Source organism: Microbacterium azadirachtae, from assembly GCF_025583665.1.
In the GTDB taxonomy this organism is placed as follows: Bacteria; Actinomycetota; Actinomycetes; order Actinomycetales; family Microbacteriaceae; genus Microbacterium; species Microbacterium azadirachtae.
The window spans coordinates 538322-563624 of sequence record NZ_CP099706.1; the positions used below are offsets into that span (position 1 = coordinate 538322).

Below are 25303 nucleotides of genomic sequence, written 5' to 3' on the forward strand. Positions count from 1 at the left end.
TCGACCGCCGGCGCGCGTCCGGCGGCTCGGGCGGAGGGAAGGCGGAGCGATGACCGGGACGAAGACGACGGGCGCGGAGGGCGGGATCCTCCCGCTCACGATCCTGGACGGCGGGATGTCGACCGCCCTGGAGCAGCAGGGGATCGAGGTGGGCGGCGCGCTGTGGACGGCACGCCTGCTGGCCGACGAGCCGGAGCGCATCGCACGCGCCCACCGCGCCTTCTTCGAGGCCGGAGCCCACGTCGCGACCACCGCCACCTACCAGGCGAGCGAGCGCGGCTTCACCGCGGCGGGCCTGGACGCCGCCGAGGCGAGGACGCTCATCGGCCGCGGGGTGACCATCGCGCGGGAGGTGCGCGACGAGTGCGCCGCGTCGAGGCCGGGGCTGCTCGTGGCGGCGTCGGTGGGCCCCTACGGCGCTGTGCTCGGGGACGGCTCCGAGTACCGGGGGCGATACGGAGTGGCCCCGTCGCGGCTGCGCGACTTCCACGGCCCGCGGCTGGAGGCGCTCGCCGAGGCAGGCCCGGATCTGCTCGCCGTGGAGACCATCCCGGACCTCGAGGAGGCGGTGGTGATCGCGGCGCTGCTGGACGAGCTCGGCGTTCCGGCGTGGTTCAGCTATTCCGTGCGCGGCGAGGAGACCTGCGCCGGACAGCCGCTGGCCGAGGCGTTCGCCGTGCTCGCCGGCCGCCGCTCGCTGGTGGCTGCCGGCGTCAACTGCTCGGATGAGGGCGACGTGCTCGGCGCGGTGGAGGCTGCCGTGGCGGAGACCGGGCTTCCCGCGATCGCCTACCCGAACCACGGCGGCGTCTGGGACAGCACCACCAAGACCTGGTCGCACGCGCGACCGCTCGACGTCGACCTCGTGGACGCCTGGATCGCCGCGGGTGCCCGCTACATCGGCGGCTGCTGCGGCTTCGGCCCGGCCGACATCGCCGCACTCTCCCGGCGCGTGACGGCGCCGTCGGTCGCGTCTTAGCCCGTCCATAGGGTCGCCAAAGGGCTCGTCCCGGGGCGGTGCCGAGCATGGATCCCATGACCCAGGATCCCGCTCCCGACCTCGACCTCGACGTCGTCGTCCCCGTGCACAACGAGCACGAGACGCTCGAGCAGAGCATCGCGCTGCTGCACGCGCATCTCAGGGCCGAGGCACCGGGCTCCTGGCGGATCACGATCGCCGACAACGCCAGCACCGACGGCACGGCGGCGATCGCCGAGGGGCTGGCCGCCCGGCTCGACCGCGTGGTGGTGGTGCACCTGGCGGAGAAGGGGCGGGGTCGCGCGCTCAAGGCGGCCTGGTCGGCATCGCCGGCCCGGGTGCTCGTCTACCTCGACGAGGACCTGTCCACGGATCTGCGTGCGCTGCAGCCGCTGGTCGCGCCGCTGCTCAGCGGCCATTCCGACCTGGCGATCGGATCCCGCCTGGCGAGCGCCTCGCGCATCGTGCGCGGCGGCAAGCGCGAGTTCGTCTCGCGCTCCTACAACGCGCTGCTGCGCGGCACGTTCGGCGCGCGGTTCAGCGATGCGCAGTGCGGGTTCAAGGCGATCAGGGCCGACGTGGCCCGCCGCCTGCTGCCGTATGTCGAGGACACCGGGTGGTTCTTCGACACGGAACTGCTGATCCTCGCGGAGCGCGCGGGGCTGCGCATCCACGAGGTGCCCGTCGACTGGGTCGACGATCCGCACAGCTCGGTCGACATCGTCGCGACCGCGACCGCCGATCTCAAGGGCATGGTGCGCGTCGGCACGGGCCTCGCGCGCGGGCGGATCCCCGTCGACGACCTCTACCGGGACATCGGGCGGCACCCGTTCGCGCAGCCCCGGACTCCCCTGATCGCCCAGGTCGTGCGCTTCGGCGTCATCGGCGCGCTGTCCACGATCGCCTATGCGCTGGTCTATCTGGTGCTCCAGGTCGTGATGCCGGCGCAGACCGCGAACTTCCTGGCACTGCTGGTCACCGCGATCGCCAACACCGCCGCCAACCGCCGCTTCACCTTCGGCATCCGAGGCAGAACGGGCGCCACGACGCACCATCTGCAGGGGCTCGTGGTCTTCGGGATCGCCTGGGCGCTCACGAGCGGATCCCTCGTCCTCCTGCACGCGGCGGATCCGCATCCGGGAGCCTTCGTGGAGGTGGGCGTGCTCACCATCGCGAACCTCGTCGCCACGCTGCTGCGGTTCGCGCTGCTGAAGATCTGGGTGTTCCGCGATCCCGGGCGCCGCAGGGGCGAACCCGCGCCCGACGAGCCCGTCGAACCGCTGTCCACCCGTCACCACCTCACCCTGCTCGCTCAGGAGGCGAACCGATCATGAACGCATCCGTGGCTGTCGCGCCCGCCCTGCCCGCCCCTTCGGTGACCGGACCGGATCCCGCCGCCGCGAACTCCGTCGCAGCCGCGATCCCGAACGCGCGGTGGGAGGCGCCGGCCTTCGCCGGGGCGCTCCTGCTCACTGGGATCCTGTATGTCTGGAATCTCGCCGCGAGCGGCTGGGCCAACGCGTTCTACTCGGCCGCCGTGCAGGCCGGCACGCAGAACTGGGTCGCGTTCTTCTACGGATCCAGCGACGCCGGCAACTCCATCACGGTGGACAAGCCGCCGGCGAGCCTGTGGGTGATGGAGCTGTCGGCGAGGATCTTCGGGCTCAGTTCGTGGAGCATCCTGGTTCCCGAGGCGCTCATGGGCGTGGCGACGGCCGTGATCATCCTGTTCACCGTGCGGCGGCGTTTCGGCGCGGCCGCGGCGCTGGTCTCGACGGGCGTGTTCGCGCTGACCCCCGTCGCCGCGCTGATGTTCCGGTTCAACAACCCCGACGCGCTGCTCCTGCTGCTGCTGACCGCATCGGTGGCGATGACCTTGCGCGCGATCGACCGGAATCGGCTGCGCTGGCTGCTGCTCGCCGGGGTCGCTGTCGGCTTCGGGTTCTTGACCAAGCAGCTGCAGGCGTTCCTCGTGCTGCCGGTGCTCGCCGGTCTGTACGCCGCGTTCGCGGGTGTCCCGATCCTGAAGAGGCTCTGGCATCTGCTGGCCGCGCTGGGCGCCGTGATCGTCTCGGCCGGCTGGTGGGTCGCCGTGGTCGAACTGGTGCCGGCGTCGGCGCGGCCCTACATCGGCGGCTCGCAGACGAACAGCTTCCTCGAGCTCACCTTCGGCTACAACGGCCTGGGACGGCTCACCGGGAACGAGACCGGAAGCGTCACCGGGGGCGGTGGCGCGGCCGCCGCCGGCGGTGGCGGGATGTGGGGATCCACGGGCCTGTTCCGCCTCTTCGAGAACGAGATCGGCGGGCAGATCTCCTGGCTGATCCCCGCGGCCCTGATCCTCTGCGTCGGCGCCCTCGTGCTCATCGGCCGGGCGCCGCGACGGGATCCTCGCCGCATCCTGATCGTCGCGTTCGCGAGCTGGCTCCTCGTCACGATGCTCGCGTTCAGCTTCATGGCCGGGATCTTCCACGCGTATTACACGGTCGCGCTGGCCGCGCCGCTCGCCGGGCTCCTCGGGGCATCCGGTGCCGTCCTGTTCCGGCACCGGGAACGGCTGTGGGCGCGCATCCTGCTCGCCGTGTCGGCGGTCATCACGGCCGCCTGGGCCTGGGTGCTGCTGGACCGCGCGGGGTCCTGGCTGCCCTGGCTGAAGGTCGTCGTGCTGATCGTCTCGGCCGCCGGTGCCCTGCTCGTCCTCATCCCGCCGCGGTCGCGGATCCTCACCGCCTCGACCCTGTCCGCGCTGCTCGTGGGCGCGCTGCTGGCCCCTGCCGCGTACACGATCGAAACGGTCGGCGCGGCCCACTCCGGCTCCATCGTGACGGCGGGGCCGACGGTCCAGGGCGGCATGGGTGGATTCGGCGGGCGCGGCTTCGCCGGCGGGACGCCGGGTGGAAACGGCGGCTTCGGAGGCTTCGGCGGCGGCGCGCCCGGCGGGAACGGCGGCTTCCCCGGAGGCCAGCCCGGTGCGGCGACCCCCCGCGGCACCGGCGCCGGAGGCGCTGGCCGTGGCGGGATGGGCGGCGCGGGCGGACTGCTCGAGGCCTCCACCGTCGGTTCCGCCATGAAGACGCTCCTCACCGCCGGCGCCTCGACCTACACCTGGGCGGCCGCGACGATCGGGTCGCAGACTGCGGCCGGCTATCAGCTGGGTACGGGGGCGGCCGTGATGCCGATCGGCGGATTCAACGGCAGCGACCCGTCGCCGACGCTCGCCCAGTTCCAGGCCTACGTCACGGCGGGACGGATCCACTACTTCATCGCCGGCGGGCGGATGGGAGGATCGAACGGCGGCAGCGACGTGTCCTCCCGCATCCAGCAGTGGGTTGAGGCGAACTTCACGGCGAAGACCGTCGACGGCGTGACGGTGTACGACCTGACGGCGCAGAATTGAACCGGCACGGGCGAGGGGAGCAGATCATGGCCGATGCCACGACCGAGTCCGGATCCGCCGCTGCCCCGATGCCGCTCGGGCTGCCGCCGGTGGTGCGTGCGGACGGATCACCGGCGCGGGCGCTGGTGGTCGACGATGAGCAGGCGCTCGCCGCGGCGGTGGGCGGGTCTCTGGTGGCCGACGGCTGGGAGGTGCGGATCGAGCACCGAGGGCGGAGTGCGCTCATCGCGGTGCGCGAGTTCCAGCCCGACGTGGTCGTGCTCGACATCATGATGCCCGACATCGACGGGCTCGACACCCTCGAGCGCATCCGGGCGATCCGGCCGGAGATCCGGGTGCTGTTCCTCACGGCGCTGGACAGCCACGACGATCGCATCGCGGGGCTCCGCGCCGGCGGGGACGACTACCTCACCAAGCCCTTTGCGATCGCCGAGCTGCAGGCGAGGGTGCGCGTTCTGGCCCGCTCCGCCGTGGCGATCGCCCGGCCCGCCGAGTCGCGGCTGCGGGTCGGCGACCTCGCGGTGGACACGGGCGAATCCACGGCCGAGCTCGCCGGATCGCCGCTCGAGCTGACGCCCACCGAGTTCGAGCTGCTGCTCCTACTCGCCAACAACGCCGGGCGGGTGCTGCGCCGGGCGCAGATCCTCGAGGCGGTCTGGGGGTACGACTTCGGTACCGAGTCGAACCTCGTCGAGGTCTACGTGTCGAGCCTGCGCCGCAAACTCGCCGCATCGACGGCGCTGAACCTCGAGACGGTGCGGCTGGTCGGCTATGTGCTGCGCGTGGCGGACGGCGCCGGATCCGGCTCCGGGGGAGGCGCATGAGACGTCCTCGCAGTCTCCGTCTGCAAGTGGTGCTCATCGCCTCTGCCCTGGTCGCGGCGGTGAGCATCGTCGTCGGCGTGGTCGCGGTGCTGTCGCTGCACGACTACATGCTGGGTCAGGTGGATGCCCGCCTGAACGGCGCCGCCGCGCGGGGGGCCGACATCGCCGGGGGCCGGGGGCCCGGCTCGACGCCGGGCTCGACTCCTCAGATCAGCCCAGGGCCCACCTCGACGCCGCCGGCCACGCGCCCCAACCGCGACGACGTGGTCGGCGCCCCGGGCCAGTCCGGCGGCACGATCACGGCGATCTTCCGCGACGGCACGTTCGAGATCGGCGGCTGGATCGGGTCGGACGGCGTGCGGCACGACCTCACCGCCGCACAGAAGAAGCTCCTCGCCACGCGCCTGCCCACCGGATCCGCGGACCGCACCGCACCGGTCACCGTCGACCTCGGCGGCTCCCTCGGCGAGTACCGGGTGGCCGGGCGCACCACGCCGACCGGCGCGGGCGTGGTCACGGCGCTGCCGTTGGAATCGGTCACCGCCGTGACCGGGCGGCTGACTCTCGTGGTGGCACTGGTGGGGGTCGCCTGCATCGTGCTCGCGCTCGCCGCCGCGGCGGTCGCGATGGGCCGGGCGCTGCGCCCGCTGCGTCGCGTCGCACACACCGCCGCCGCGGTGACGGCGGTGCCGCTGGACCGGGGCGAGGTGCGGCTCGCAGAGCGCGTCGCGGCACGCGACATCGCCTCGACCGCCGAGGTCGGCCAGGTCGGTGCCGCCCTGAACGACCTGCTCGACCACGTCGAGGACGCCCTCGCCCAACGCGAGGCCAGCGAGTCGACCATGCGGCGCTTCGTCGCCGATGCGAGCCACGAGCTGCGCACCCCGCTCGCGACGATCCGCGCGTACGCCCAGCTCTCGGGTCGATCGGACGCCGAGGAGCGGGAGATCCGCGGCAACGCGGCGCTCATCGACGTCGAGGGGGTGCGGATGGGTGCGCTCATCGATCAGCTGCTGCTGCTCGCGCGCCTCGACGCGCTGCCCGAGCTGGCGCGAGACGAGGTCGACGTCCGATTGCTCGTCGCCGAGGCGGTGCTCGCCGCTCGCCTCGCGGGCCCCGACCACGTCTGGGTCATGGAGCTCGGGGAGGATCCGGCTCTCGTGCTCGGCGACGCGGCGGATCTGCGCCGCGTCGTCGACAACCTCCTCGCCAACGCCCGCGTGCACACCCCGGCCGGAACGACCGTGCGGGTGCGGCTCGACGAGGTGCGCACCGGAGAGACGGTCGGGTCCGTGCGACTCACCGTCTCCGATGACGGCCCGGGCCTTCCCGATGCGGTGCGGGAGGCCGTGTTCGAGCGCTTCGCCCGGGGCGAGACGTCGCGCTCGCGGGAGGGCGGCGGCACTGGCCTCGGCATGGCGATCGCCCGCGCCGTGGTCGAAGCGCACGGCGGCACGATCGCCGTCGCGCCGGGGCCGGGCGCGACGTTCGTGGTGACGCTGCCCGCCGCCTGATCCCTGCGCGGTCCTTCCGTTGCCGGGGCGCACGGAACGTCCCGGAAGGGACCGGGACGTTCCGTGCGGACTACCCTGGAGGGGTGACTGCGTACGTCTCGGCCTTCGATCTGTTCTCCATCGGTGTAGGACCTTCGAGTTCGCATACGGTGGGGCCGATGCGCGCCGGCGTCGACTTCGCCGCGCGGCTCGCGGCCGACGGGGTGCTCGACCGCGTCGCTCGCGTCACCTGCTCGCTGTACGGCTCCCTGGGCGCCACGGGTCTCGGCCACGGCACGCCCGATGCGGTCGTCGCGGGCCTGCGCGGGCTCACCCCGGAGACGTGCGATCCGGCCGATGTGCGCCGCGCCTGGGCGGACTGGACAGACGGCTCCGCGCTGGCGATCGACGGCACCCACGACGTGGTCTTCGCGAAGGACGACATCACCTTCGAGCCGCGCACCCGCCTGCCCGGCCACCCGAACGCGATGACGCTGCGCGCTCTCGACGCCGACGGAATCCATGTCGCACAGGAGACGTACTACTCGATCGGAGGCGGGTTCATCCGCCGCGACGGCGAGGACGACACGCGCACCCTGGCGACGGCGGGCTTCCCGTTCGCATACCGCGACGCGGCGTCGCTGCTCGAGCTGTGCGACGAGAACGGGCTCACGATCGCCGAGCTCGCGCGCCTCAATGAGACGGCGCTGCGCAGCGAGGAGGACGTCGCCGCCGGGCTCGACGCCATCTGGGACGCCATGGCCGCCTGCGTCGACGCGGGTCTGCACGCGGAGGGCACCCTGCCCGGGATCCTCAAGGTCAAGCGCCGTGCGGGGGCGATCCGTGCGCAGCTCGACGAGGTCGAGGCCGAGGGGCACCCCGCCGTGCCGGGCGAATGGCTCGGCGCGTTCGCGCTCGCCGTGAACGAGGAGAACGCCGCCGGCGGCCGTGTCGTGACCGCCCCCACCAACGGCGCCGCCGGGATCCTGCCCGCCGTGGCGATGTACTGGTGGAGGTTCCTCGCCGACTCGGGCCTCGGCGCAGGCAACGCCGTCACCCCGTACGGCGAGCTGGTCGGCAGCGCCCTGCTGGGCTTCGGGGCCGAGGCCTCGCTCGTCGCCGTCGGCGCGATCGAGGACCCCGATGCGCTGAGCGAGGCGAACCGGCGCCGCGGCATCCGCCGCTTCCTGCTCACGGCGACCGCGCTCGGATCCCTGTTCAAGGCCAATGCCTCGATCTCGGGCGCGGAGGGCGGCTGCCAGGCCGAGGTCGGGTCCGCGTGCGCGATGGCGGCCGGCGGCCTCACCGCGGTGATGGGCGGCACCAACCGGCAGATCGAGAACGCCGCCGAGATCGCGATGGAGCACCACCTCGGGCTGACCTGCGATCCCATCGGCGGTCTCGTGCAGATCCCGTGCATCGAGCGCAACGCCATCGCCGCCTCGACCGCGGTGACCGCCGCGCGGCTCGCGCTGCGCGGCGACGGCGAGCACTACGTCTCGCTCGACGCCGTCGTCGAGACCATGCGCCAGACCGGTCTCGACATGTCCACGAAGTACAAGGAGACGAGCGAGGGCGGTCTCGCGGTCAACGTCATCGAGTGCTGAGATGGGCGCATGACCACGACACGGCGCAGGGGACGCCCCAGGGGCGAGTCCGGATCACGCGGCCGGATCGTGACCGCCGCCGAGCACGAGTTCGGCGAGAACGGCTATGACGGCGCGACCATTCGCGCGATCGCGGGCCGCGCGGGCGTCGACTCCGCGCTCGTGCACCACTACTTCGGCACCAAGGCGGATCTGTTCGCCGAGGTGATCGGCATCCCGCTGCGTCCCGACGTCGATGTGCCCGCGATCCTCGAAGGGCCGCGCGACCAGGTCGGCGAGCGCGTCGTGCGCTACGTGCTGGAGGCGTTCGAGCGCCCGGAGGTGCGCCGGCGCGGCGTGACGATGATCCGGGTCGCTCTCGGCTCCAAGGTGATGTCGCCGCCTCTGGTCGGCTTCCTCTCCCGCGAGCTGATCGGGCGGATCACGGCACGGCTGGACACCCCCGACGCCGCCCTCCGCGCGACGCTCGTCGCCTCGCAGATCGCGGGCATGCTCGTCACGCGGTACGTCGCGAAGCTGCCGCCGATCGCCGACGCCCCCGTCGAGGAGCTCGTGGCGCGCGTGGGGCCGACGCTCCAGCGGTACCTGTTCGACTGACTCCCGGAGGTCGTGACCGTTCTCGGAACGGATCCCTTGACCCGTCGCGCTCCCGGATCCATAATTCATCACATGATGAATAACGCGGTGGTGATCGACGGACTGCGGGTGCGGCGCGGCCGCCACGACGTGTTCGACGGCCTGTCGCTGAGCATCCCCCGGGGCGAGGTGACCGGGCTGCTGGGGCCCTCGGGCTGCGGAAAGACGACTCTCATGCGCGCGATCGTCGGCGTGCAGCGGATCCGGTCCGGATCCGTCCAGGTGCTCGGGGAGCCGGCGGGATCCGCAGCGCTGCGCCACCGCGTCGCCTACGGCACGCAGGGCGCGGCGGTCTACTCCGACCTCACCGTGCGGCAGAACCTGCGCTACTTCGCGTCGGTGCTCGGGGTGGGCCGCGCCGATGCCGACCGCGTCATGGAGCAGGTCGGGCTGACGCCGTACGCCGGGCAGGAGGTCGCGGCGCTCAGCGGCGGGCAGGCGAACCGCGTGTCGCTCGCGGTGGCGCTGCTCGGCTCGCCCGAGCTCGTCGTGCTGGACGAGCCGACGGTGGGGCTGGATCCGGTGCTGCGTGCCGAGCTGTGGGATCTCTTCCGGCGGATCGCCGAGGCCGGCACGACGATGGTCGTCTCCAGTCACGTGATGGACGAGGCGCTGCGCTGCGATCGGCTGCTGCTGATGCGCGAGGGGCGGATCGTGTCCGACACGACGCCGGCCGAGCTGCTGGCGGACACCGGCAAGACCGACCCGGAGCAGGCGTTCCTCGTGCTCATCGCGCGCGACGCGGCCGACGAGGCCGCCGCGCAGCCGCATACCCGCCGGGCGCGGCGCGAGGAGGTCGGATCATGAACGGGCGACGGCTGTTCGCGACGGCGGGCCGGGTGCTCACGCAGCTGCGGCACGACCCGCGCTCGATCGCGCTCATGGTGGTCGCGCCGAGCCTGCTGGTCGGGCTGTTCGCCTGGCTCTTCACCGACTCGAGCGGCGTGTTCGACACCTTCGGCGGCGCGATCCTGGCGCTGTTCCCGTTCATCGTGATGTTCCTCGTGAGCTCGATCACGACGCTGCGCGAGCGCCGCTCGGGCACGCTGGAGCGACTCATGACGACCCCGCTCGGCAAGGCGGACTTCGTGCTCGGCTACGCGCTGGCGTTCGGGGTCATGGCGGTGCTGCAGGCCGTGGTGACGGTCGCGTTCGCGGTGTACGTGTGCGGCCTGACCGTCGACGGGCCGCTGTGGCAGCTCGGGCTCGTCGCCGTCGTGGATGCTCTGCTGGGCACCTCGCTCGGGCTGCTCGCGAGCGCGTTCGCCCAGACCGAGTTCCAGGCCGTGCAGTTCATGCCGCTGCTGGTGTTCCCGCAGATCATCCTCGGCGGGCTGTTCATGCCGCGCGACAAGATGCCCGACGTGCTCTACGCGATCTCGGACTGGCTCCCCCTCAGCCACGCGATCGACGCGATCCAGGCGGTCACGGCGGGGACCGGGGACGGGGATCTCTGGCATCCGGTGCTGATCGTCGCGGCCTTCGCCGTGGCGTTCCTGGTGCTCGCGCCGCTCACGCTGCGCCGGCGCACGTCCTGAGCGACTTTCGTCCCTGATTTCTGTGCCTCGATGACTTAGAACCTGTGTGGTAGCGTCAAATATTCTTTGAATCTCCCGTAAGACGTGACAGGTCCCCCACACAGGAAGCCGGTGCCGAACTATGACTTTTCAGCCGCCCATGACGCCCGAGCAGCAGCCCTACGTGCCGCAGCCACCACAGAAGACGGGTAGTGGTCTGGGTATCGCGGCTCTGATCCTGGGCATCCTCGCGCTGGTCGGTGCGGTCATCCCTTTCCTGAACTACGTCGCGTGGATTTTGGGTTTGGTCGGCCTTATTCTCGGCATCGTTGCTCTTGTCCAGAAGAACCGGCGCAAGGGCGTCGCCGTCGCGGGGACGATCATCTCCGGTGTGGCGATCATTCTCTCGATCGTGCTGGCGATGGTGTACACCGCTGCATTCGCCAGCGCAGTCAGCGATGCCATGGAGTCCGCGGCCGCCAGCGCCGGGCCGAGTTCCGCCCCGTTGTCCAGCGCCGACAGCACGCCGGCTGCTCCGCTTGCCGGTGACGTGACGATCGTCTACGAGATCACCGGCACGGTCCCGGACGCAACGGTCACGTACTCGACGTTGGACAATGGCAACGTACAGTCTGCGTCAGCTTCTGGTCAGGCGCTGCCCTGGACCAAGACACTGACGGCCAAGAAAGATGGCCTTCTCGACGTGAACGTCTTCTCGGTGAGCGCGGTCGGCGGCATCGAGAGCGGCGACATCAGTTGCAAGATCACGGTCGATGGCAAGGTCGTCTCAGAGCAGACCGCGAGCGGACAGGCTGCTGTTGTTTCGTGCACCGCGACCAATGTCGGCCACTGATGGCGTGATCGCTGGTACTGGCTCGACCAGTCTGACCGATTCAGAGGGGCACGGCACGGTCCCAGATCGTCGTCGAGGAGTCAATCCTGACGGTCGTCTTCAGGCCTGACGGATAAGCCGCCACTCCTAGACGTCCTCGTCGCGGGCGGCGCGCCGGGAGGTGTGCCGGGTGGGCGCCGCCTGCCACGGATCCTCGGGCCACGGGTGCTTCGGGTAGCGTCCGCGCATCTCGGCGCGCACCTGCCGGTAGGGGCCGGACCAGAACGAGGCGAGGTCGTCGGTGACCGCGAGCGGGCGCCCGGCGGGGGAGAGCAGGTGGAACAGCACCGGCACGCGGCCGCCCGCGAGGCGCGGCGTCTCGGCCCAGCCGAAGCACTCCTGCAGTTTGACGGCCACCACGGGACGCGCCGCGGGGTCGTCGTGCGGCGGGTAGGCGATCCGGATCCGTGAGCCGGTGGGCACCTCGAGACGTTCGGGGGCCAGGGCGTCGAACTCCGTCGCGGCCGGCCACGGGAGCACCCGGCGCAGGGCGGACGCGAGGTCGATCGCCGTCGTCGAGGTCCCCGTCGCGAGGGCGTCGATCTCCGGTGCGAGCCAGTCGTCGAGCGTCGCCGTCAACGCTTCGTCCGACACATCTGGCCACGGGGCGCCGAGGGCGTGGTGCAGCAGCGCGAGCCGGCGGCGCAGCGCGTCGGCCGCGTCCGACCACGTGAACACCTCGAGCCCGCGCGCCTGCAGCGCCCGCCGCACCGCGTCCCTGCCCTCCTCGGCGGTGGGCCGCACCGGCACGGAGGAGCGCACGATCGCCCCGACGCGGCGTTCCCGGCGGGCGGTGACGCGGGTGCCCGCGAACTCGGCCTCGACACGGTCGGTGACGAGGTGATCGGCGGCGCGCTCCACCTGCGCTTCGGTGATCGCGGCGGCCGCGCGTATGACGGCTCCGGATCCCGCAGCCGCGCGGCCGGAGGCGCGCGCCACGTCGGCGACCGCCAGCCACTCGGCACCGGCGAGCGTTCCGCGCACGCCGGCGCGCGTGCCGGAGGCGAGCAGGAACGTCGCGCCGTCGGCGGTCCGCTCGACCCGACGTGCGATCCGGGAGGGGTGGGCGAGGGCGACCACGAGACCCGCGTCGTCTGCGGCGCTCGCCGCGCGGGCCGAGTGCGTGGCGGACGGGGTGAAGCGGCGCAGGCGCTCGGTCTCCTGCGCCCACCGGCGCGCGTCCGGTCCGCGGCCGTGGCGCAGCGCGACGATCGCCGCGGCGACGTCTGCGTCGGGGACACGCAGGTCTCCGCCGAGCAGTGCCACGACCTCGGCCGCCAGCTGGGATCCGACGAGCGCGCTGCCTTCGATCAGAGCCCGCGCGAGGCGGGGGTCGACGGGTATGCGGGCGAGCGCCCGGCCCTCCGCGGTCGCGCGGCCGTCGGCGTCGATCGCGCCCAGGTCGTGCAGCACGGCCCGTGCCTCGGCGAGGGCGTCGGTCGGCAGCGGATCGATCAGCCGGAGACCCGTCCCGCCCGGGGCGCCCCAGCAGGCCAGCAGCAGCGCCGCGTCGGCCAGGTCCGCCGTCGCGAGCTCCGGGGCGGGACGTGCGGGGGCCGCGGCGAAGGTGCGCTCGTCGAGGCAGCGGATCACGGTTCCCGGGCCCTGTCGGGTGGCGCGGCCGGCGCGCTGCACGGCCGACGATCGGGCGGCGGCGGTCGTGACGAGCCCGCTCATGCCACGCGCGGCGTCGCGCTGCGGATGGCGCGAGAGCCCGCTGTCGATCACGAGCCGCACGCCCGGCACGGTGAGCGACGACTCGGCGAGGGACGTGGTGACGATGATGCGAGGGGCGTCGTGCGCGTCCCGGCCACGGATCACGGCATCCTGCTCTGGGGCCGGGATCTGCCCGTGCAGTTCGCGGACGTCGAACCCGCTCACGTCGTCGCGGAGTCGTCGGGCGATCTCGGAGACTTCGCGCGCCCCCGGCGCGAAGACCAGCACGTCGGCGGAGGGGTCGTCGCGCCTGAGGTCGCGGGCGGCGGATCCGGCTGTGCGGGCGACGTGGTCGAGGAAGCCGAACGTGACGCCGCGCTCGTCCAGCCGCGGCACGGGGCTCGGCGCCCAGAGCTCGGTCAGCGGGTGTGCGGGCACGGTGTGCTCGATGATCGGCGCCGGCGCATCGGCGGATCCGAGCACGGCGGCGATCCGCGCGGCGTCGAGCGTCGCGGACATCGCGACCAGGGTCAGGTCGTCGCGCAACTCTCGGACCTCGCCGAGGAGGCCGATCAGCAGGTCGGTCTCGAGGGCGCGCTCGTGCACCTCGTCGATGACGACCGCGTCGACGCCGTCCAGACCGGGGTCGTCCAGCATCCGGCGCAGCAGCACGCCCGCGGTCACGAACTCGACGCGGGTGTCGCGACCGACCGCGCGCTCGCCGCGCACCGTGAAGCCGACCCGGTCGCCCAGGGAGGAGCCGTCGAGCTGCGCGAGGCGACGTGCGGCGGCGCGGGCGGCGACCCGGCGCGGCTGCGTGACGATCACGCGCCCCGTCGTGCGGGAGGCGAGCAGTGGCGGGACGAGTGTCGTCTTGCCGGTGCCCGGCGGCGCGGTGATGACGAGCGCCCCGCTTCGGTCGAGTGCGGCGGAGACGTCGTCGAGCGCCGCGGCGAACGACAGTCCTGCGCCGATCGCGCGGAGATCGAAGGCGGCGGAGGTCACCTGTCCAGTCTGCCGTGCGGTTCCCCGAGGGGGTGCCGTCGCTCTGGTCGACTCAGACGAGGGCCGGTCGAGAGGTCGCCGCAGCTCATGCGACCACGTCGTATCGGGCTCTTCCGCCGAGCCGGGGCGTCCGGTTCGGATCCACGTGCGGGGGAGGGATGAACCAGACCCGGCTGCGGCGCCCCGTGCCCTCGATCCGGATCTGCCAGTCGTTGTCGTGGATCCGATGGTGACAGCTCTCGCACAGCAGCACGCCGTTCTCGAGGTCGGTCGGCCCCGCGTCGCGCTTCCACCAGCGGATGTGATGGGCGCGGGTCATCGAGGGCGGGAGGCCGCACATCGCGCAGCCGCCGTCGCGTTCGGCGAGGGCGAGACGCTGCGCCCTGGTGAAGAACCGGCGTTCGCGTCCGTAGTCGAGGATCTCGCGATCGGTGCCCAGCACGCAGGGGATGACGCCTCCGCCGGCGGCGAGCCGGCGAGCGGTGCTGACGCTGATCGGGAGGTCTGATCCGTCGATCGTGGCGTAGCCGGTGCCGTCGGCGAGGTCGTTCAGGTCGATGCGCACCACCACGCTCGCGCCGGCGAGTGCGGGCCCTTCGTCCTCGCAGCCGAGCGCGTGGGCGCAGAGGACGCTGAGCGCTTCGGCGCGGAGCGCGGCGACCGAGCGTCGCGCCGCGTCGGGCGCTTCCGGATCGATCTGCTCCTTCTGTGCGGCGAACAGCGCCGACACGTAGCCGTTCACGGCGGCGACGATCGGGGCTCCGCGCGCGGCATCGAAGTCTCCGTCGAGATGGATCCGGCCGTCGCGCTCGAAGATCGACAACGACGTGCGATCGCGCTGCTCCTGTTCGCGTGGCGCGACGCCGTCGGGATCGAGCCAGGCCTCGGCGCGGGTGACCAGACGCCGCACGTCATCGAGCGACAGGCCTTGGGCCCGGTCCACCAGCAGGCGCTCGGCCTCGACGGTCTCGCCCGCACTGAGCGTCAGCCGCACCCGGTCGAGCAGTGCGATGATCGCCGCGACCGCCGGCGCGCTCAACGTTCCTGCGGCGAGGGCCCGCTGCGCTGCGGGGTACTTCGGCGGCGTGGCCTCACCCAGGAGGTTCCTCCGCGGCGCCGTCGCCTCGCCGACCTTCACCAATCGTGACGCATCGCCCGCGGTCGCGCCGGTCGTCGTCGCGATCAGCTGCGCGGCGCTGCGGAACCCCTGCTCCTTGGCGAGCGACGCGGCGCCCAGCTCGGTGCGGGACTCGTGCGCGACGCACGCCGCGACCTCCGCGAGCATCGCCCCCAAACGGCGATGCAGCAGCCCGAGGGCCTCCGTGACTGCGATCAGTTGACGGCGCGACAGCTGCCCCGCCTCGTCGGCATCGCCCCACGCCTCATCGAGGCGTTCGAGCGCCTCGTGCAGCGGGTGGAGATGTCCGGTCATTCCTCGACTCTACGGCGGATCGAGCAGACATTCGTACAGAGATTCGATATCTGTGGAGAAGTTCTCGCCTCGATCCGATGTGTGGATCAGGCGCCGCCGACGGCCGCCCGGTGTCGCCGATCAGGCGGGGGAATGGCATGACCGGCGTCGCCGCTCAGCGCGCGCGCAGCTTCTCCGCGAGGGTCGTCAGTGTGCGCAGCTCATCGTCGTCGAGCGTGGACATGCGCTGCGCGATCGAGCGTCCGTGGACCGTGGCCAGCTGGCGGAAGGCGCGCGTGCCGGCCTCGGTCGCGTGCACGAGGGCGCCGCGGCCGTCCTCCGGATCCGGGCACTTCTCGAGGAGGCCGCGGGCGACCATCCGGTCCACCAGGCGGGAGACGCTGGGCTGGCTGATGAGCATGTTCGCGGTGACCTCGCGCAGGCGGGCCGTGTGGCTGGCGCAGCGCGTCACGGTGAGCAGCACGTCGTACTCGGCGGCGGACAGCTCGGCGCCTTCGAAGTCGTTCGACATCTCGGCGAAGATCTCGTGCTGGGCACGGAACAGGCTCTCCCATGCCGAGAGGGCAAGCTTCCGATCGCTCATCGCCTCAGGATATCCGCCGGCGGGGACGTCGGGCGCGAGCGCAGTAAAGGCCGGTCGGAGAGGCTTCCGGCCGGCCTTTGTCCCTTGCACCAAGAGTGTCCTGCAATCACATGCGATGAGAGCCACAGCAAACTTTCACCGTGCGATCACTGTATAACGGCGGGGTAACGAATGCAACGGTTTGGTCACGGTCTGGGCGGATTCATAAAGTGACTGCTCGACCCGAGTCGACGGAGACCGTGCTCGAGCCGGCGGCGCTCGCCGAGCCTGACGTGCTGTCCGCGGGGCGGTGCGACGATATCGTTCGAGCGCGATTCAGGCGGCACAGCACCAGCAGTCGGGCCGTGCCTGCTCGTCAACGGATGGCGCTTCCCTACGGCCGATGAGGCCGGCGTGTCGATGGGCGTCGGTAGCGTGGTTCGGTGCGTATAGGCGACATCGACATCGAGCCCCTCTTCGACGGCACCGGGCAGGAGGACGCGAGCGAGATCATCTCTCGCTTCGGCATTCCGGATGCCTGGCGCTGTCACCCGGAATCGTTCGGGTCCGATGGGCATTGGGAGTTTCCCGTCGGAGGTTTCCTGGTCCGCACCGGTGATCGCGTCGTGCTCGTGGACGCCGGCGTGGGCCCCGTCGACGCGGACGGCTATCGTGGCGGCGATCTGCTCGTCCAGCTCCGCAGTCATGGGGTCGCGCCGGCCGACGTCACCGACGTCCTCTTCACCCACCTGCACTTCGACCACATCGGCTGGGCCACCGTCGAGGACCGGGTGACATTCGTGAACGCGACCTATCGCGCGCACGCCGCCGACTGGGAGCATTTCGTCACAGGTGCGCACGCGGTCGGCGCCGCCGCACAGAAACTGACGCCGCTCCGGAAGCAGCTCGAGCTCTTCGACGGCGACCATGTCGTTGCTCCCGGCATCGATGCCCGCTGGGCCGCCGGGCACACGCCAGGCACCACGGTCTTCGTGCTCTCGTCCGATTCCGAGCGGGCGGTGCTGCTCGGCGACGTGGTCCATTCGCCGGTGCAGTTCGGCGAACCCGACTGGACCGTCGTCTGGGACGTCGACCCTCAGACGGCCTCCGCGGTCCGCAATCGCCTCGCCGACGACGCCGCCGTCACCGGCGACCTGCTCGTCGCAGCGCACCTTCCCGGGATGCGCTTCGGACGCATCGTCGTGACAGACGGCGCGCGGCGGTTCGTCGCGATCTGACTGCATCGCGGACTGTCTTGCGTGCCGGGGCACGCCTCGTCGTCAGGGCAGTCCACAGAGACGGATCGCGGATGCAGGAGAACTGCGCGTCGGGTTCCGCCATGGAGATGGCTCCGACGACACGCCCGCACCTATGCCAAGGCCTCCGCGAACGACTTCTGGTCCGCAGAAAGACCGGTTCGACCAGATCCCGCGTCCGGTCACCGTCTCTGGCTGCGGTTGATCACTCGACGGGTGATGCCGATGGCCACGGTGCCGATGAAGAGGACGATGCCGACGATGGCAAGCCACAGGAGCCCCTTGAACGCGAACCCGACGATCGCGACGATCGCCCAGATCACGGCGAGGAGGATGATGACGGTCATATGCTCTGCCTCATTTCCAGGAGGGGGCATGCGAACGGATCGTGCTCTCCGAGGCCCACCCGGTTGATGTAACGCAGGACGATCCCGTAGGAGGCCCAGAGTCCCGTCTGCACGTACGGGACGTCGTGACCGCGGCAGTACGCGGCGATGATCGGTGCGGCATGCTTCAGATAGGGCCGGGCCATCGAGGGGAACAGGTGGTGCTCGATCTGGTAGTTCAGCCCGCCCATCGCGACATCGACGAACCAGTTCCCGCGGATGTCCCGGCTCATCATCACCTGACGACGGAGGAAGTCGAGACGCATGTCATGCGGCACGAGCGGCATGCCCTTGTGGTTCGGGGCGAAGGAGACGCCCATGTAGAACCCGAACACTCCGAGCTGCACGGCGAGGAACACGGCGCCCTTGTCCGGAGAGAGCACGAGGAAGACGAGCGTGAGGTATCCCAGGATCCGGATCGACAGAAGGGCGATCTCGACCGGGCGCCGCGCGAGCGGTTCCCGATGGAAGACGCGGTACACGCTCGAGGCATGCAAGGACACCCCTTCGAGCAGCAGGACGGGGTAGAAGAAGACACCCTGGTGGGAGATGACCCAGCGCGCGAACGGCGGCCGCTCCCTCGCGGCCTGTTCCGGGGTGAAGGCGATCACGGGAAGATCGATGTCGGGGTCGGATCCGATCATGTTCGGGTTGGCGTGGTGCCGGGTGTGCTTGTGCTGCCACCATCCGTAGCTCATTCCGACGAACAGGTCTCCGAGGATGACGCTGACCCAGTCGTTCCAGCGACCGGAGCGGAAGATCTGGCGATGCGCGGCATCGTGCCCGAGGAAGGCGATCTGCGTGAAGAGGACGGCGAAGAGCACTCCGGTGAACATCTGCCACCAGGTGTCGCCGATCACGATGAACAGCACGACGGCCGCGGCGACCACCACGGGCACGCAGACCAGCTTCGTCCAGTAGTAGCCGTATCTGCGGCGCATCAGCCCCGCGGACTTCACCATTCGCGCCAGATCGGTGTAGTCGCTGTTGCCGGCCTGGCGAACCGGGCCCACTCTCGATGCAGGGCGACCGGCGTTCCGGACTGTCATGATCCCGCTCCTCTCGGCGTCGCGCCGGGGTCTCGAGCGGATCTGCTTCCCAGGCTACTCCTGTTTGCGCGCGGCGGGTCGGCGAGAGCTCATACGCTCGTCCTCGTGCGATGTCGTCAGGGCCGAGATCGGGAGGGAACGGTTCGTGATCGCCTCCGCGAGGGCGTGGAGGGAGAGGTTCCGATCGCGGGCGTAGCGTCGCAGCAGTGTGAAGGACTCGTCCATGGACGTGCCGTTGACCTGGGCGACCGCCCCCTTGGCCTGCTCGATGAGGACCCGGCTGTCGAGAGCCCTCTGCAGTTGTTCAGCGATGAGCTGCGCGTGCGCGGAGATGCGTTGCTGCAGGATGCTGATGGTGGCGACATCCGCGAGCGCTTGGGCCGCGCTCGCGTCACGGGCGCTCAACGCGCCGACCGACGTGCCGAAGAGGTTCATCGTCCCGATCGTGTCGCCGCGCAGCCGCAGGGGGATCGCGTGCACGGAACGGAAGCCGCGCCGCAGTGCCTCCTCCTGGAACGCAGGCCATCGGGCGGCCGCGGCGACATCGGGCACGGAGACCTGCTCGCCCGTCGCGAAACAGTCCAGACACGGGCCGGCTCCGGCGGCGAGCTGCAGGACCTCGACGAGTTCGGCGCTCTCCGTGGTCGAGGCGACCACCTGGAGCTCCCCGTCGGCATCGAGGAGCAGGAGCCCGCCCGCCTGCACGTTCACGATCTCCGTGCACTCGCTGACGAGCGTGTGAAGCAGGTCGACGACGTCGTAGTCATCGGTGAGCGAGTCGGCGACCATCACGAAGGCGGCGTTGAGACGGTGCTCTCTGGATGCGCTGGTCATGTGCCGCCCTTCCTTGTCTGACATGGTAAGCCGGGGATCAGCCGGGCAGATCGCGGAAATCGAGCGCCCGGTCGACGACGTCGAGGGCGACGTCCTCGAGCGGACGCCCCGTCGAGAACGCGTACGCCCGCAGAAGCTCGAGAGCCTCGGCCGTGGTCACGTCCAGTTGGACGAAGACCATGCCGACCGCCTGATGCACCTCGCGGCGCAGGCTATGCCGCTTCGCCTCCGGGCTCCCTTCATCGGCGGCGGCGCGCATCGCCTCCCGCACCGCCGGGGCCGCGACGCGTCTCGCGAGGGAGAGTGCCCGAGCTGTCGCATCGCGATCGAGCGCCCCTGGTGACCGTCGATACAGGTCGACGACCCCCAGCAGCACCGGGCCGGTCAGAATCGGGAAGGCGAACAACGCACCGACGCCGAGCGTCGGGAGGCCGGCGCCGAAGACAGGCCAGTCCGGGTGGCTCTCCCGGGCGACATCTGTGCTGAAGGATGGCTTCGCCGTGCGCGCCACGACCCAGCGCGGGCCCTCACCGAGGGCGAATTGCATGGCGTCGAGACGTTGCGCAAGGGCATCGCTCGTGCACACCGTCGTCGCGTCGCCGTCACGGCGAAGCACGGAGATCGATGCACCGGAGACCGGCAGCAGCTCAACGAAGGGCGCACAGAGGTCATCACCCCACTCCCACTCGGGGATACCCGCCGGGGGAGCGCCGCTCCCCGTATAGAACGCGTCCGTCATGAACCGCTCGCCATCGCTCTCGAGGGAGTCAGCGTCCCTCACGCGTCCCCTCACCCTACTCGTCCCCACTCGCGGGGGCGCGAGGTCTTGACCGAGATCTCCGCGTGCGCGTACTCTGGGCGCGTTGCTCCAGTCCCCGGCAGCGTCCACTGACGCTGAACCAGGAGACCCGATGGACGTTCCGCAGCCCCTTCATTCGGGCGTGATGCACGCCTCCACGATCCGCCCCGCAGATATAGAACTCCCGCGGACTCAGCAGATCGACATCACCCCCCTGCCCACCCGGGTATGGCGCACACCATCGCGTGCGGATCCGAAGCCCGCTGCGACATCGTGAGCCTGTGCGCAGCGCGATCGGAGGCAGGCAGGGGGCGCAACAGGGCACGCCCCCGTTGAGGGGAGCGAGGCGGTACCCGCATGGGAACGATCTACTACGGCGGGTCGGCGTTCGCCGTTCACATCGAAGGCCGTACTCTCGCCCACGTGCACGTCGTGGTCACGACGAAGCTGCGCCGCGGCGAGAGCTTCACCCTGTCCTGGCCGCATCGCGACGATGAGCCGCCCGGGCGCAGCACGATCTGGCTCCACCCGGGCATCCCGCTGAGGTTCGAGTTCGAAGACTCCGATGGGACGGAGCTGAGCCGCCAGTATCTCGAGGACCTGGCGTACTCGGCGAGTACGCCAGGGGGCATCCAGCTCACCAAGGAGGATGTGGGCCCCTGCCGGTGTGCTTTGGCTCTGGGCGCGAGCGAGGTCCTTGTGCGGTGAGCGTTCCCGGTGAACCCCGAGCGTCGCGCGATGCCCTGGAACGCGAGTCGAGTCCCGATCCGTGCCCACCCGAAGCGCCCCTTCGGACGCATCATCACCACTCCCCGTCGATTTCGACACGGACGTCCTCGTGAGCCTCGACCATCGCTTTCTCGCGATGCTCGAGTCGACGCTCGACGAACCCGGCGGAGTCGTCGTGCTCGATATCGCACCCTCGTGATCACTTCGCAGCGGCAGACGCCGCGAGCAGCCCGGCCAGCCGCAGCAGCGCCGCGAGGGCGGGAAAGCCCTGGCGTGCACAGAGTCGCGGGGCGAACCGCAGGGGAGAATCGGGCGCGGCCCCCCTCTCGCGTGAAGTGCGCGTAGACTCCGGACAGGAGCTCGACCAACTTGGGGCCGGGGACGCAGGGCTGAGCTCCTGTTCGGTGGGACGTTCATCGTACGGGCGTGCAACGACGCATGGTGGTGCGGTGGACGTCCTTGAATGCGTGTGCGAGCAGCGCCGTTGCACTGGCCCGCGCTCGTGCGAGAGACCATGCGAGTGTCTGGGAACCTCGGCAGCATGAGTTGTTGCTCCGGAGTGTTCGAGCACGGGCCGAGTCGATCCTGACACCTGCCATGAGACAAGTTGCGAACGAGGATCCATCCGGATCCGCGAGCAGCGCGGCGTGCCGGCCCGGGACGCGTAACATATCTGCGTATGAGTGCAGATAAGCAGCAATGTGGATATTCGACCGAGAGTCCGTACGTGGAGCTCGCGGTCGAGGTGTTCGCAATGCTCGCCGATGCGACCCGGGTGCGGATCGTCCTTGCCTTGCAGGATTCGGGGGAGCTGTCGGTGAATCATCTCGCCGACATCGTGGACAAGTCGCCCACATCGGTCTCGCAGCACCTGGCGAAGCTGCGCCTGGCCCGGATCGTCTCGACGCGGCAGGACGGGCAGCGGGTGTTCTACCGGCTCGAGAACGAGCACGCCTCCCGTCTCGTCGCCGACGCGATCTTCCAAGCGGAGCATTCTCTCGGTGGGACCCCCCGCCACCACCACGCCGATCAGGACACCCGATGAGCCACCCGCACGAGCATCGTGCTCACGACCACGACCACGACCACGACCACTCACCCGGCCACGGTCATGATCATCCGACCGGGTTCAAAGGGTTCCTGCATGGGTTGTTCGTGCCGCATACCCATGACGCGGCGGACTCGATCGACGATGCGATGGAAGCCAGTCACGAGGGCGTGCGTGCTCTGATCATCAGCATGGTGATCCTGCTCGTGACGACGACCCTGCAGGCGGTGGTGTTCTTCCTCAGCGGGTCGGTGGCCCTGCTGGCAGACACGGTGCACAACTTCTCCGACGCGCTCACCGCGATACCGCTCTGGGTGGCGTTCGTCCTCGGTCGTCGCGCTGCCACCCGCCGGTACACGTATGGGTTCGGCCGTGCAGAGGACCTCGCCGGCCTGTTCATCGTGTTCGTGGTGCTGCTGTCCGCGGTGGTCGCGGCCTGGCAGTCCGTCGACAGGCTGCTTCATCCGCAGCCGTTGCAGAACGTGTGGTGGGTGATCGTCGCAGGCATCATCGGCTTCGCCGGCAACGAGGTCGTCGCGATCTATCGGATCCGGATCGGTCGTCGGATCGGATCCGCGGCTCTCGTCGCGGACGGGGTCCATGCCCGAACCGATGGGTTCACCTCCCTCGCGGTCGTGATCGGCGGGGCCGGGGTCCTGCTCGGCTTCCCGCTCGCGGACCCGATCGTCGGCATCGTCATCTCGATCGCGATCTTCATCCTGCTGCTCGGAACGATCCGCTCCATCGGGCGACGCCTCATGGACGCGATCGAACCGGATCTCCTCGGCCGCGCCGAGCATGCTCTCGCGCATGTCGACGGCATCGATCGCGTGGATCGGGTTCGGCTGCGCTGGGTGGGGCACCGCCTCGAAGGCGATGCGATCATCACCGCGACTGCCGAGCGTACCGGCATCCGGGAGCAGGCCGAGGCCAGTGTCCGTGCGCATCTGCCCAACGTCGACGAGTTCCTCGTCAGCGTCCGGAACTGACCGGGCACAGAGCGAGGGCGGGATGCTGCGGTGAGCGAACTCGATCACGATCGGTTGCTGCGGACGGGGTTCGTGCTGGAGTGGATCACTCTCGCGTGGAACGTCGTCGGGGTCGTCGTCCTCGCGTTCCTGGCGATCACGTCGGCATCCACGGCGCTGGCGGGGTTCGGGCTGGACTCGTTCATCGAGATCGGAGCGAGCGCGGTCGTGCTGTGGGAACTCTCCGGCAGCGGTGCGAAACGGCAGAAGCGGGCCCTGCGATTCATCGGAGCGGCGTTTCTGCTGCTCGCCCTCTATCTCCTGGCTGAGTCCGTGCTCGCGTTCTCCACTCAGCACCGGCCGGAGGGAAGCATCGGCGGGATCATCTGGACCGCCGTCACCGCTGTCTGCATGTTCACGCTCGCGGCGCTGAAATCCCGGACGGGAAAGGCGCTCGGCAATCCGGTGCTGGAAACCGAGGGGCGTGTCACGTTCATCGACGGGCTGCTGGCCTGCGCGGTGCTGGTGGGTGTCTTGATGAACACCTGGCTGGGGTGGTGGTGGGCCGACCCGCTCGCCGGGCTCGTGATCGTCGCCTACGCGATCCGTGAAGCCGGGGGGATCCTCCGCCCTGCTCACTGAGAAGGCGGGTGAAACGCATCGGTCGAGAGCGATCGCTCGGGCGGGTGGCACCGCATAGCCGCACCTGGTATTAGTTGTCTTCCCCCCGATCCTGAGAGAACCCCGAGAACGTTCCCGAAGGAGAGAACTGTGGCACCCAAGGTACAACCGCTCGCGCAGGGCGGCGCCACGCTGAAACGCACTCTGGGGCTGTGGGCCATCGTCGGCCTCGGCCTCGGCTACATGACCCCGACGATCGTCTTCGACACCTTCGGCATCGTCTCGCAGCAGACCGACAACCTCGTGCCGCTGGCCTACGTGCTGGCGCTCGTCGTGATGATGTTCACGGCGGTCAGCTACGGCAAGATCGCGGGCGCGATCCCGAGCGCCGGATCCGCCTACACCTACGTGCGGGAGTCGATCCATCCCAACCTGGGCTTCCTGGTCGGCTGGACCTCGCTCATCGATTACATCCTGCTGCCGATGGTGAACTGCCTCATCATCCGCAACTACCTGGAGCAGCTGATCCCGGGGATCTGGCCGGGCGTCTGGGTGATCCTGTACTGCGTCGTCGTGACGTCGATCATCTACCTGACCATGCGCGGCACGTCGAACCTGAACATGATCCTGATCGTGTTCGCCGGCATCGTGATCATCGCGTTCGTGGCGCTCGTGTGGGTGCAGCTGGCCGGCGGCGCGGGCGCGGGGACGGTCGTGTCCGTCACGCCGTTCTTCCACGGCGGCGCCGACCTCGGCGCCGTGCTGGCCGGTGCGACCGTCGTCTGCTTCTCGTTCATCGGCTTCGACGCCGTGACGATGTACGCCGAGGAGGCGAAGCATCCGAGCATCATGCCCAAGGCGATCCTCTACACGGTGATCCTGGGCGGTGCGATCTTCCTCGTCTCCAGCTACTTCACCCAGCTGCGGTTCCCCGACTGGCACCAGTTCGACGACGCCTCGCTGACGGACAGTTCTCTGACCCAGATCGGCGACGTCGTCGGCGGTCGTGTGTTCCAGATCGTCCTGACCGCGGCCGGATTCGCGGCCACCGTCGCCTCGGGCCTCGCCTCGCACGCCTCGGTCTCGCGCATGCTGCTCGTCATGGGGCGCAACGACGTGCTGCCCAAGAAGGTGTTCGGCTACATCAACCCGCGCACGCACACCCCGACCTTCAACGTCGTGCTGGTCGGCGCGATCTGCTTGCTGGCGATGTCGTTCAGCCTGGATCTGATCGCCTCGTTCATCAACTTCGGTGCGCTCATCGCGTTCACCTTCGTGAACATCTCGGTGATCGCCTGGTTCGCCTGGCGCAAGAACCTGCGGCACACGCCGCGCGACGTGTTCCGGTACATCGTGATGCCGGTGATCGGAATGGCGCTCACGGGGCTGCTCTGGGTCAACCTCAGCGCCGACGCCCTCATCGGAGGATCGGTCTGGCTGGGCATCGGCATCGTGTATCTCGTCGTCCTCACGCGTGGCTTCCGGCGCAAGGTCGCCTCCTTCGACGAGAACGACGCGGTCACCGGCTACAACAAGCTGCCCACCGATGCGCTCGACGTGTTGTCCGAGGAAGGGGCGGACCCCGATCCGGATCCCGTCGTCCGGCGTTAGTC

The 25303-nt window shown here is 70.3% G+C and carries 23 protein-coding genes; 16 read left to right on the forward strand and 7 right to left on the reverse strand.

The features are described 5' to 3' along the window. Window positions 1–49: 49 nt before the first annotated feature. From mmuM to NFX31_RS02575, 10 genes are all read left to right on the forward strand, one after another. Complete coding sequence (gene mmuM / locus NFX31_RS02530; RefSeq protein WP_262956696.1) at window positions 50–979, forward strand: homocysteine S-methyltransferase; 930 nt, start codon at window positions 50–52, stop codon at window positions 977–979. A gap of 56 nt (window positions 980–1035) precedes the next feature. Further along, window positions 1036–2313 (forward strand): bifunctional glycosyltransferase family 2/GtrA family protein, encoded by a 1278-nt coding sequence (locus tag NFX31_RS02535; RefSeq protein WP_082072416.1) that lies wholly within the window; start codon window positions 1036–1038, stop codon window positions 2311–2313. Further along, window positions 2310–4376, forward strand: a complete 2067-nt coding sequence (locus tag NFX31_RS02540; protein WP_262956698.1) for a glycosyltransferase family 39 protein — start codon at window positions 2310–2312, stop codon at window positions 4374–4376. The genes NFX31_RS02535 and NFX31_RS02540 overlap by 4 nt, the downstream gene beginning before the upstream one ends. 26 nt (window positions 4377–4402) lie before the next feature. Beyond that, complete coding sequence (locus NFX31_RS02545; RefSeq protein WP_262956699.1) at window positions 4403–5200, forward strand: response regulator transcription factor; 798 nt, start codon at window positions 4403–4405, stop codon at window positions 5198–5200. Next, window positions 5197–6714, forward strand: a complete 1518-nt coding sequence (locus NFX31_RS02550) for a sensor histidine kinase (RefSeq protein WP_262956700.1) — start codon at window positions 5197–5199, stop codon at window positions 6712–6714. The genes NFX31_RS02545 and NFX31_RS02550 overlap by 4 nt, the downstream gene beginning before the upstream one ends. Before the next feature lie 83 nt (window positions 6715–6797). Then, on the forward strand, window positions 6798–8300 hold the full coding sequence (locus tag NFX31_RS02555) for an L-serine ammonia-lyase, iron-sulfur-dependent, subunit alpha (protein WP_045251537.1): 1503 nt from the start codon (window positions 6798–6800) through the stop codon (window positions 8298–8300). A 9-nt stretch (window positions 8301–8309) separates the two neighbouring features. Further along, on the forward strand, window positions 8310–8897 hold the full coding sequence (locus NFX31_RS02560) for a TetR/AcrR family transcriptional regulator (RefSeq protein WP_045251538.1): 588 nt from the start codon (window positions 8310–8312) through the stop codon (window positions 8895–8897). A gap of 72 nt (window positions 8898–8969) precedes the next feature. After that, window positions 8970–9743: an ABC transporter ATP-binding protein gene (locus tag NFX31_RS02565; RefSeq protein WP_262956702.1), complete on the forward strand. Its 774-nt coding sequence runs from the start codon at window positions 8970–8972 to the stop codon at window positions 9741–9743. Then, a complete protein-coding gene (locus tag NFX31_RS02570; RefSeq protein ID WP_262956703.1) occupies window positions 9740–10474 on the forward strand; it encodes an ABC transporter permease in 735 nt (244 codons plus the stop codon). The genes NFX31_RS02565 and NFX31_RS02570 overlap by 4 nt, the downstream gene beginning before the upstream one ends. 139 nt (window positions 10475–10613) lie before the next feature. Then, complete coding sequence (locus tag NFX31_RS02575; protein ID WP_052674434.1) at window positions 10614–11306, forward strand: MmpS family transport accessory protein; 693 nt, start codon at window positions 10614–10616, stop codon at window positions 11304–11306. A gap of 126 nt (window positions 11307–11432) precedes the next feature. Here NFX31_RS02575 and hrpB read toward each other — a convergent pair whose 3' ends face one another. The 3 genes from hrpB to NFX31_RS02590 form a co-directional block, all read right to left on the reverse strand. Then, window positions 11433–14006 (reverse strand): ATP-dependent helicase HrpB, encoded by a 2574-nt coding sequence (gene hrpB / locus NFX31_RS02580; RefSeq protein WP_262956704.1) that lies wholly within the window; start codon window positions 14004–14006, stop codon window positions 11433–11435. 85 nt (window positions 14007–14091) lie between these two features. Next, window positions 14092–15438 (reverse strand): HNH endonuclease, encoded by a 1347-nt coding sequence (locus NFX31_RS02585; protein WP_262956705.1) that lies wholly within the window; start codon window positions 15436–15438, stop codon window positions 14092–14094. 154 nt (window positions 15439–15592) lie between these two features. Then, entirely contained in the window at window positions 15593–16021 is a 429-nt protein-coding gene (locus NFX31_RS02590) for a MarR family winged helix-turn-helix transcriptional regulator (RefSeq protein ID WP_091478699.1), read from the reverse strand. A gap of 422 nt (window positions 16022–16443) precedes the next feature. Here NFX31_RS02590 and NFX31_RS02595 point away from each other — a divergent pair, with 422 nt between their 5' ends. After that, window positions 16444–17238 (forward strand): MBL fold metallo-hydrolase, encoded by a 795-nt coding sequence (locus tag NFX31_RS02595; RefSeq protein ID WP_262956706.1) that lies wholly within the window; start codon window positions 16444–16446, stop codon window positions 17236–17238. A gap of 200 nt (window positions 17239–17438) precedes the next feature. Here NFX31_RS02595 and NFX31_RS02600 read toward each other — a convergent pair whose 3' ends face one another. From NFX31_RS02600 to NFX31_RS02615, 4 genes are read right to left on the reverse strand one after another with little or no spacing between them, the layout of a single operon-like run. Continuing rightward, a complete protein-coding gene (locus NFX31_RS02600) occupies window positions 17439–17603 on the reverse strand; it encodes a hypothetical protein (protein ID WP_045272785.1) in 165 nt (54 codons plus the stop codon). Further along, window positions 17600–18691, reverse strand: coding sequence for a fatty acid desaturase family protein (locus tag NFX31_RS02605; RefSeq protein ID WP_262956707.1), 1092 nt, complete (start codon window positions 18689–18691; stop codon window positions 17600–17602). The genes NFX31_RS02600 and NFX31_RS02605 overlap by 4 nt, the downstream gene beginning before the upstream one ends. A gap of 54 nt (window positions 18692–18745) precedes the next feature. Continuing rightward, window positions 18746–19525 carry a GAF and ANTAR domain-containing protein gene (locus NFX31_RS02610; protein ID WP_082072419.1) on the reverse strand — a complete coding sequence of 260 codons (780 nt, stop codon included), beginning with the start codon at window positions 19523–19525 and terminating at the stop codon, window positions 18746–18748. Between the two features lie 37 nt (window positions 19526–19562). Beyond that, a complete protein-coding gene (locus tag NFX31_RS02615) occupies window positions 19563–20264 on the reverse strand; it encodes a GAF and ANTAR domain-containing protein (RefSeq protein WP_262956709.1) in 702 nt (233 codons plus the stop codon). 417 nt (window positions 20265–20681) lie between these two features. On the opposite strand from NFX31_RS02615, the gene NFX31_RS02620 reads away from it, so the two are divergent. From NFX31_RS02620 to NFX31_RS02640, 5 genes are all read left to right on the forward strand, one after another. After that, window positions 20682–21032, forward strand: a complete 351-nt coding sequence (locus NFX31_RS02620; protein ID WP_045251548.1) for a DUF7882 family protein — start codon at window positions 20682–20684, stop codon at window positions 21030–21032. Window positions 21033–21732: 700 nt separating this feature from the next. Then, window positions 21733–22098 (forward strand): ArsR/SmtB family transcription factor, encoded by a 366-nt coding sequence (locus NFX31_RS02625; protein ID WP_091478605.1) that lies wholly within the window; start codon window positions 21733–21735, stop codon window positions 22096–22098. Then, window positions 22095–23090, forward strand: coding sequence for a cation diffusion facilitator family transporter (locus NFX31_RS02630; protein WP_262956710.1), 996 nt, complete (start codon window positions 22095–22097; stop codon window positions 23088–23090). The genes NFX31_RS02625 and NFX31_RS02630 overlap by 4 nt, the downstream gene beginning before the upstream one ends. Window positions 23091–23120: 30 nt before the next feature. Further along, the gene (locus NFX31_RS02635; protein ID WP_262956711.1) at window positions 23121–23711 is read left to right on the forward strand and encodes a cation efflux transmembrane domain-containing protein; all 591 of its coding nucleotides are present in this window, start codon (window positions 23121–23123) and stop codon (window positions 23709–23711) included. A gap of 189 nt (window positions 23712–23900) precedes the next feature. Further along, window positions 23901–25301 carry an APC family permease gene (locus NFX31_RS02640; protein WP_262957235.1) on the forward strand — a complete coding sequence of 467 codons (1401 nt, stop codon included), beginning with the start codon at window positions 23901–23903 and terminating at the stop codon, window positions 25299–25301. Window positions 25302–25303: the final 2 nt, after the last annotated feature.

Coding starts and splice junctions, on each gene's coding strand:
- mmuM (WP_262956696.1), top strand. CDS start 50: ATGACCGGGACGAAGACGACGGGCGCGGAGGGCGGGATCCTCCCGCTC.
- NFX31_RS02535 (WP_082072416.1), top strand. CDS start 1,036: ATGACCCAGGATCCCGCTCCCGACCTCGACCTCGACGTCGTCGTCCCC.
- NFX31_RS02540 (WP_262956698.1), top strand. CDS start 2,310: ATGAACGCATCCGTGGCTGTCGCGCCCGCCCTGCCCGCCCCTTCGGTG.
- NFX31_RS02545 (WP_262956699.1), top strand. CDS start 4,403: ATGGCCGATGCCACGACCGAGTCCGGATCCGCCGCTGCCCCGATGCCG.
- NFX31_RS02550 (WP_262956700.1), top strand. CDS start 5,197: ATGAGACGTCCTCGCAGTCTCCGTCTGCAAGTGGTGCTCATCGCCTCT.
- NFX31_RS02560 (WP_045251538.1), top strand. CDS start 8,310: ATGACCACGACACGGCGCAGGGGACGCCCCAGGGGCGAGTCCGGATCA.
- NFX31_RS02565 (WP_262956702.1), top strand. CDS start 8,970: ATGATGAATAACGCGGTGGTGATCGACGGACTGCGGGTGCGGCGCGGC.
- NFX31_RS02570 (WP_262956703.1), top strand. CDS start 9,740: ATGAACGGGCGACGGCTGTTCGCGACGGCGGGCCGGGTGCTCACGCAG.
- NFX31_RS02575 (WP_052674434.1), top strand. CDS start 10,614: ATGACGCCCGAGCAGCAGCCCTACGTGCCGCAGCCACCACAGAAGACG.
- NFX31_RS02585 (WP_262956705.1), bottom strand. CDS start 15,438: ATGACCGGACATCTCCACCCGCTGCACGAGGCGCTCGAACGCCTCGAT.
- NFX31_RS02590 (WP_091478699.1), bottom strand. CDS start 16,021: ATGAGCGATCGGAAGCTTGCCCTCTCGGCATGGGAGAGCCTGTTCCGT.
- NFX31_RS02600 (WP_045272785.1), bottom strand. CDS start 17,603: ATGACCGTCATCATCCTCCTCGCCGTGATCTGGGCGATCGTCGCGATC.
- NFX31_RS02605 (WP_262956707.1), bottom strand. CDS start 18,691: ATGACAGTCCGGAACGCCGGTCGCCCTGCATCGAGAGTGGGCCCGGTT.
- NFX31_RS02610 (WP_082072419.1), bottom strand. CDS start 19,525: ATGACCAGCGCATCCAGAGAGCACCGTCTCAACGCCGCCTTCGTGATG.
- NFX31_RS02615 (WP_262956709.1), bottom strand. CDS start 20,264: ATGACGGACGCGTTCTATACGGGGAGCGGCGCTCCCCCGGCGGGTATC.
- NFX31_RS02620 (WP_045251548.1), top strand. CDS start 20,682: ATGGGAACGATCTACTACGGCGGGTCGGCGTTCGCCGTTCACATCGAA.
- NFX31_RS02625 (WP_091478605.1), top strand. CDS start 21,733: ATGAGTGCAGATAAGCAGCAATGTGGATATTCGACCGAGAGTCCGTAC.
- NFX31_RS02630 (WP_262956710.1), top strand. CDS start 22,095: ATGAGCCACCCGCACGAGCATCGTGCTCACGACCACGACCACGACCAC.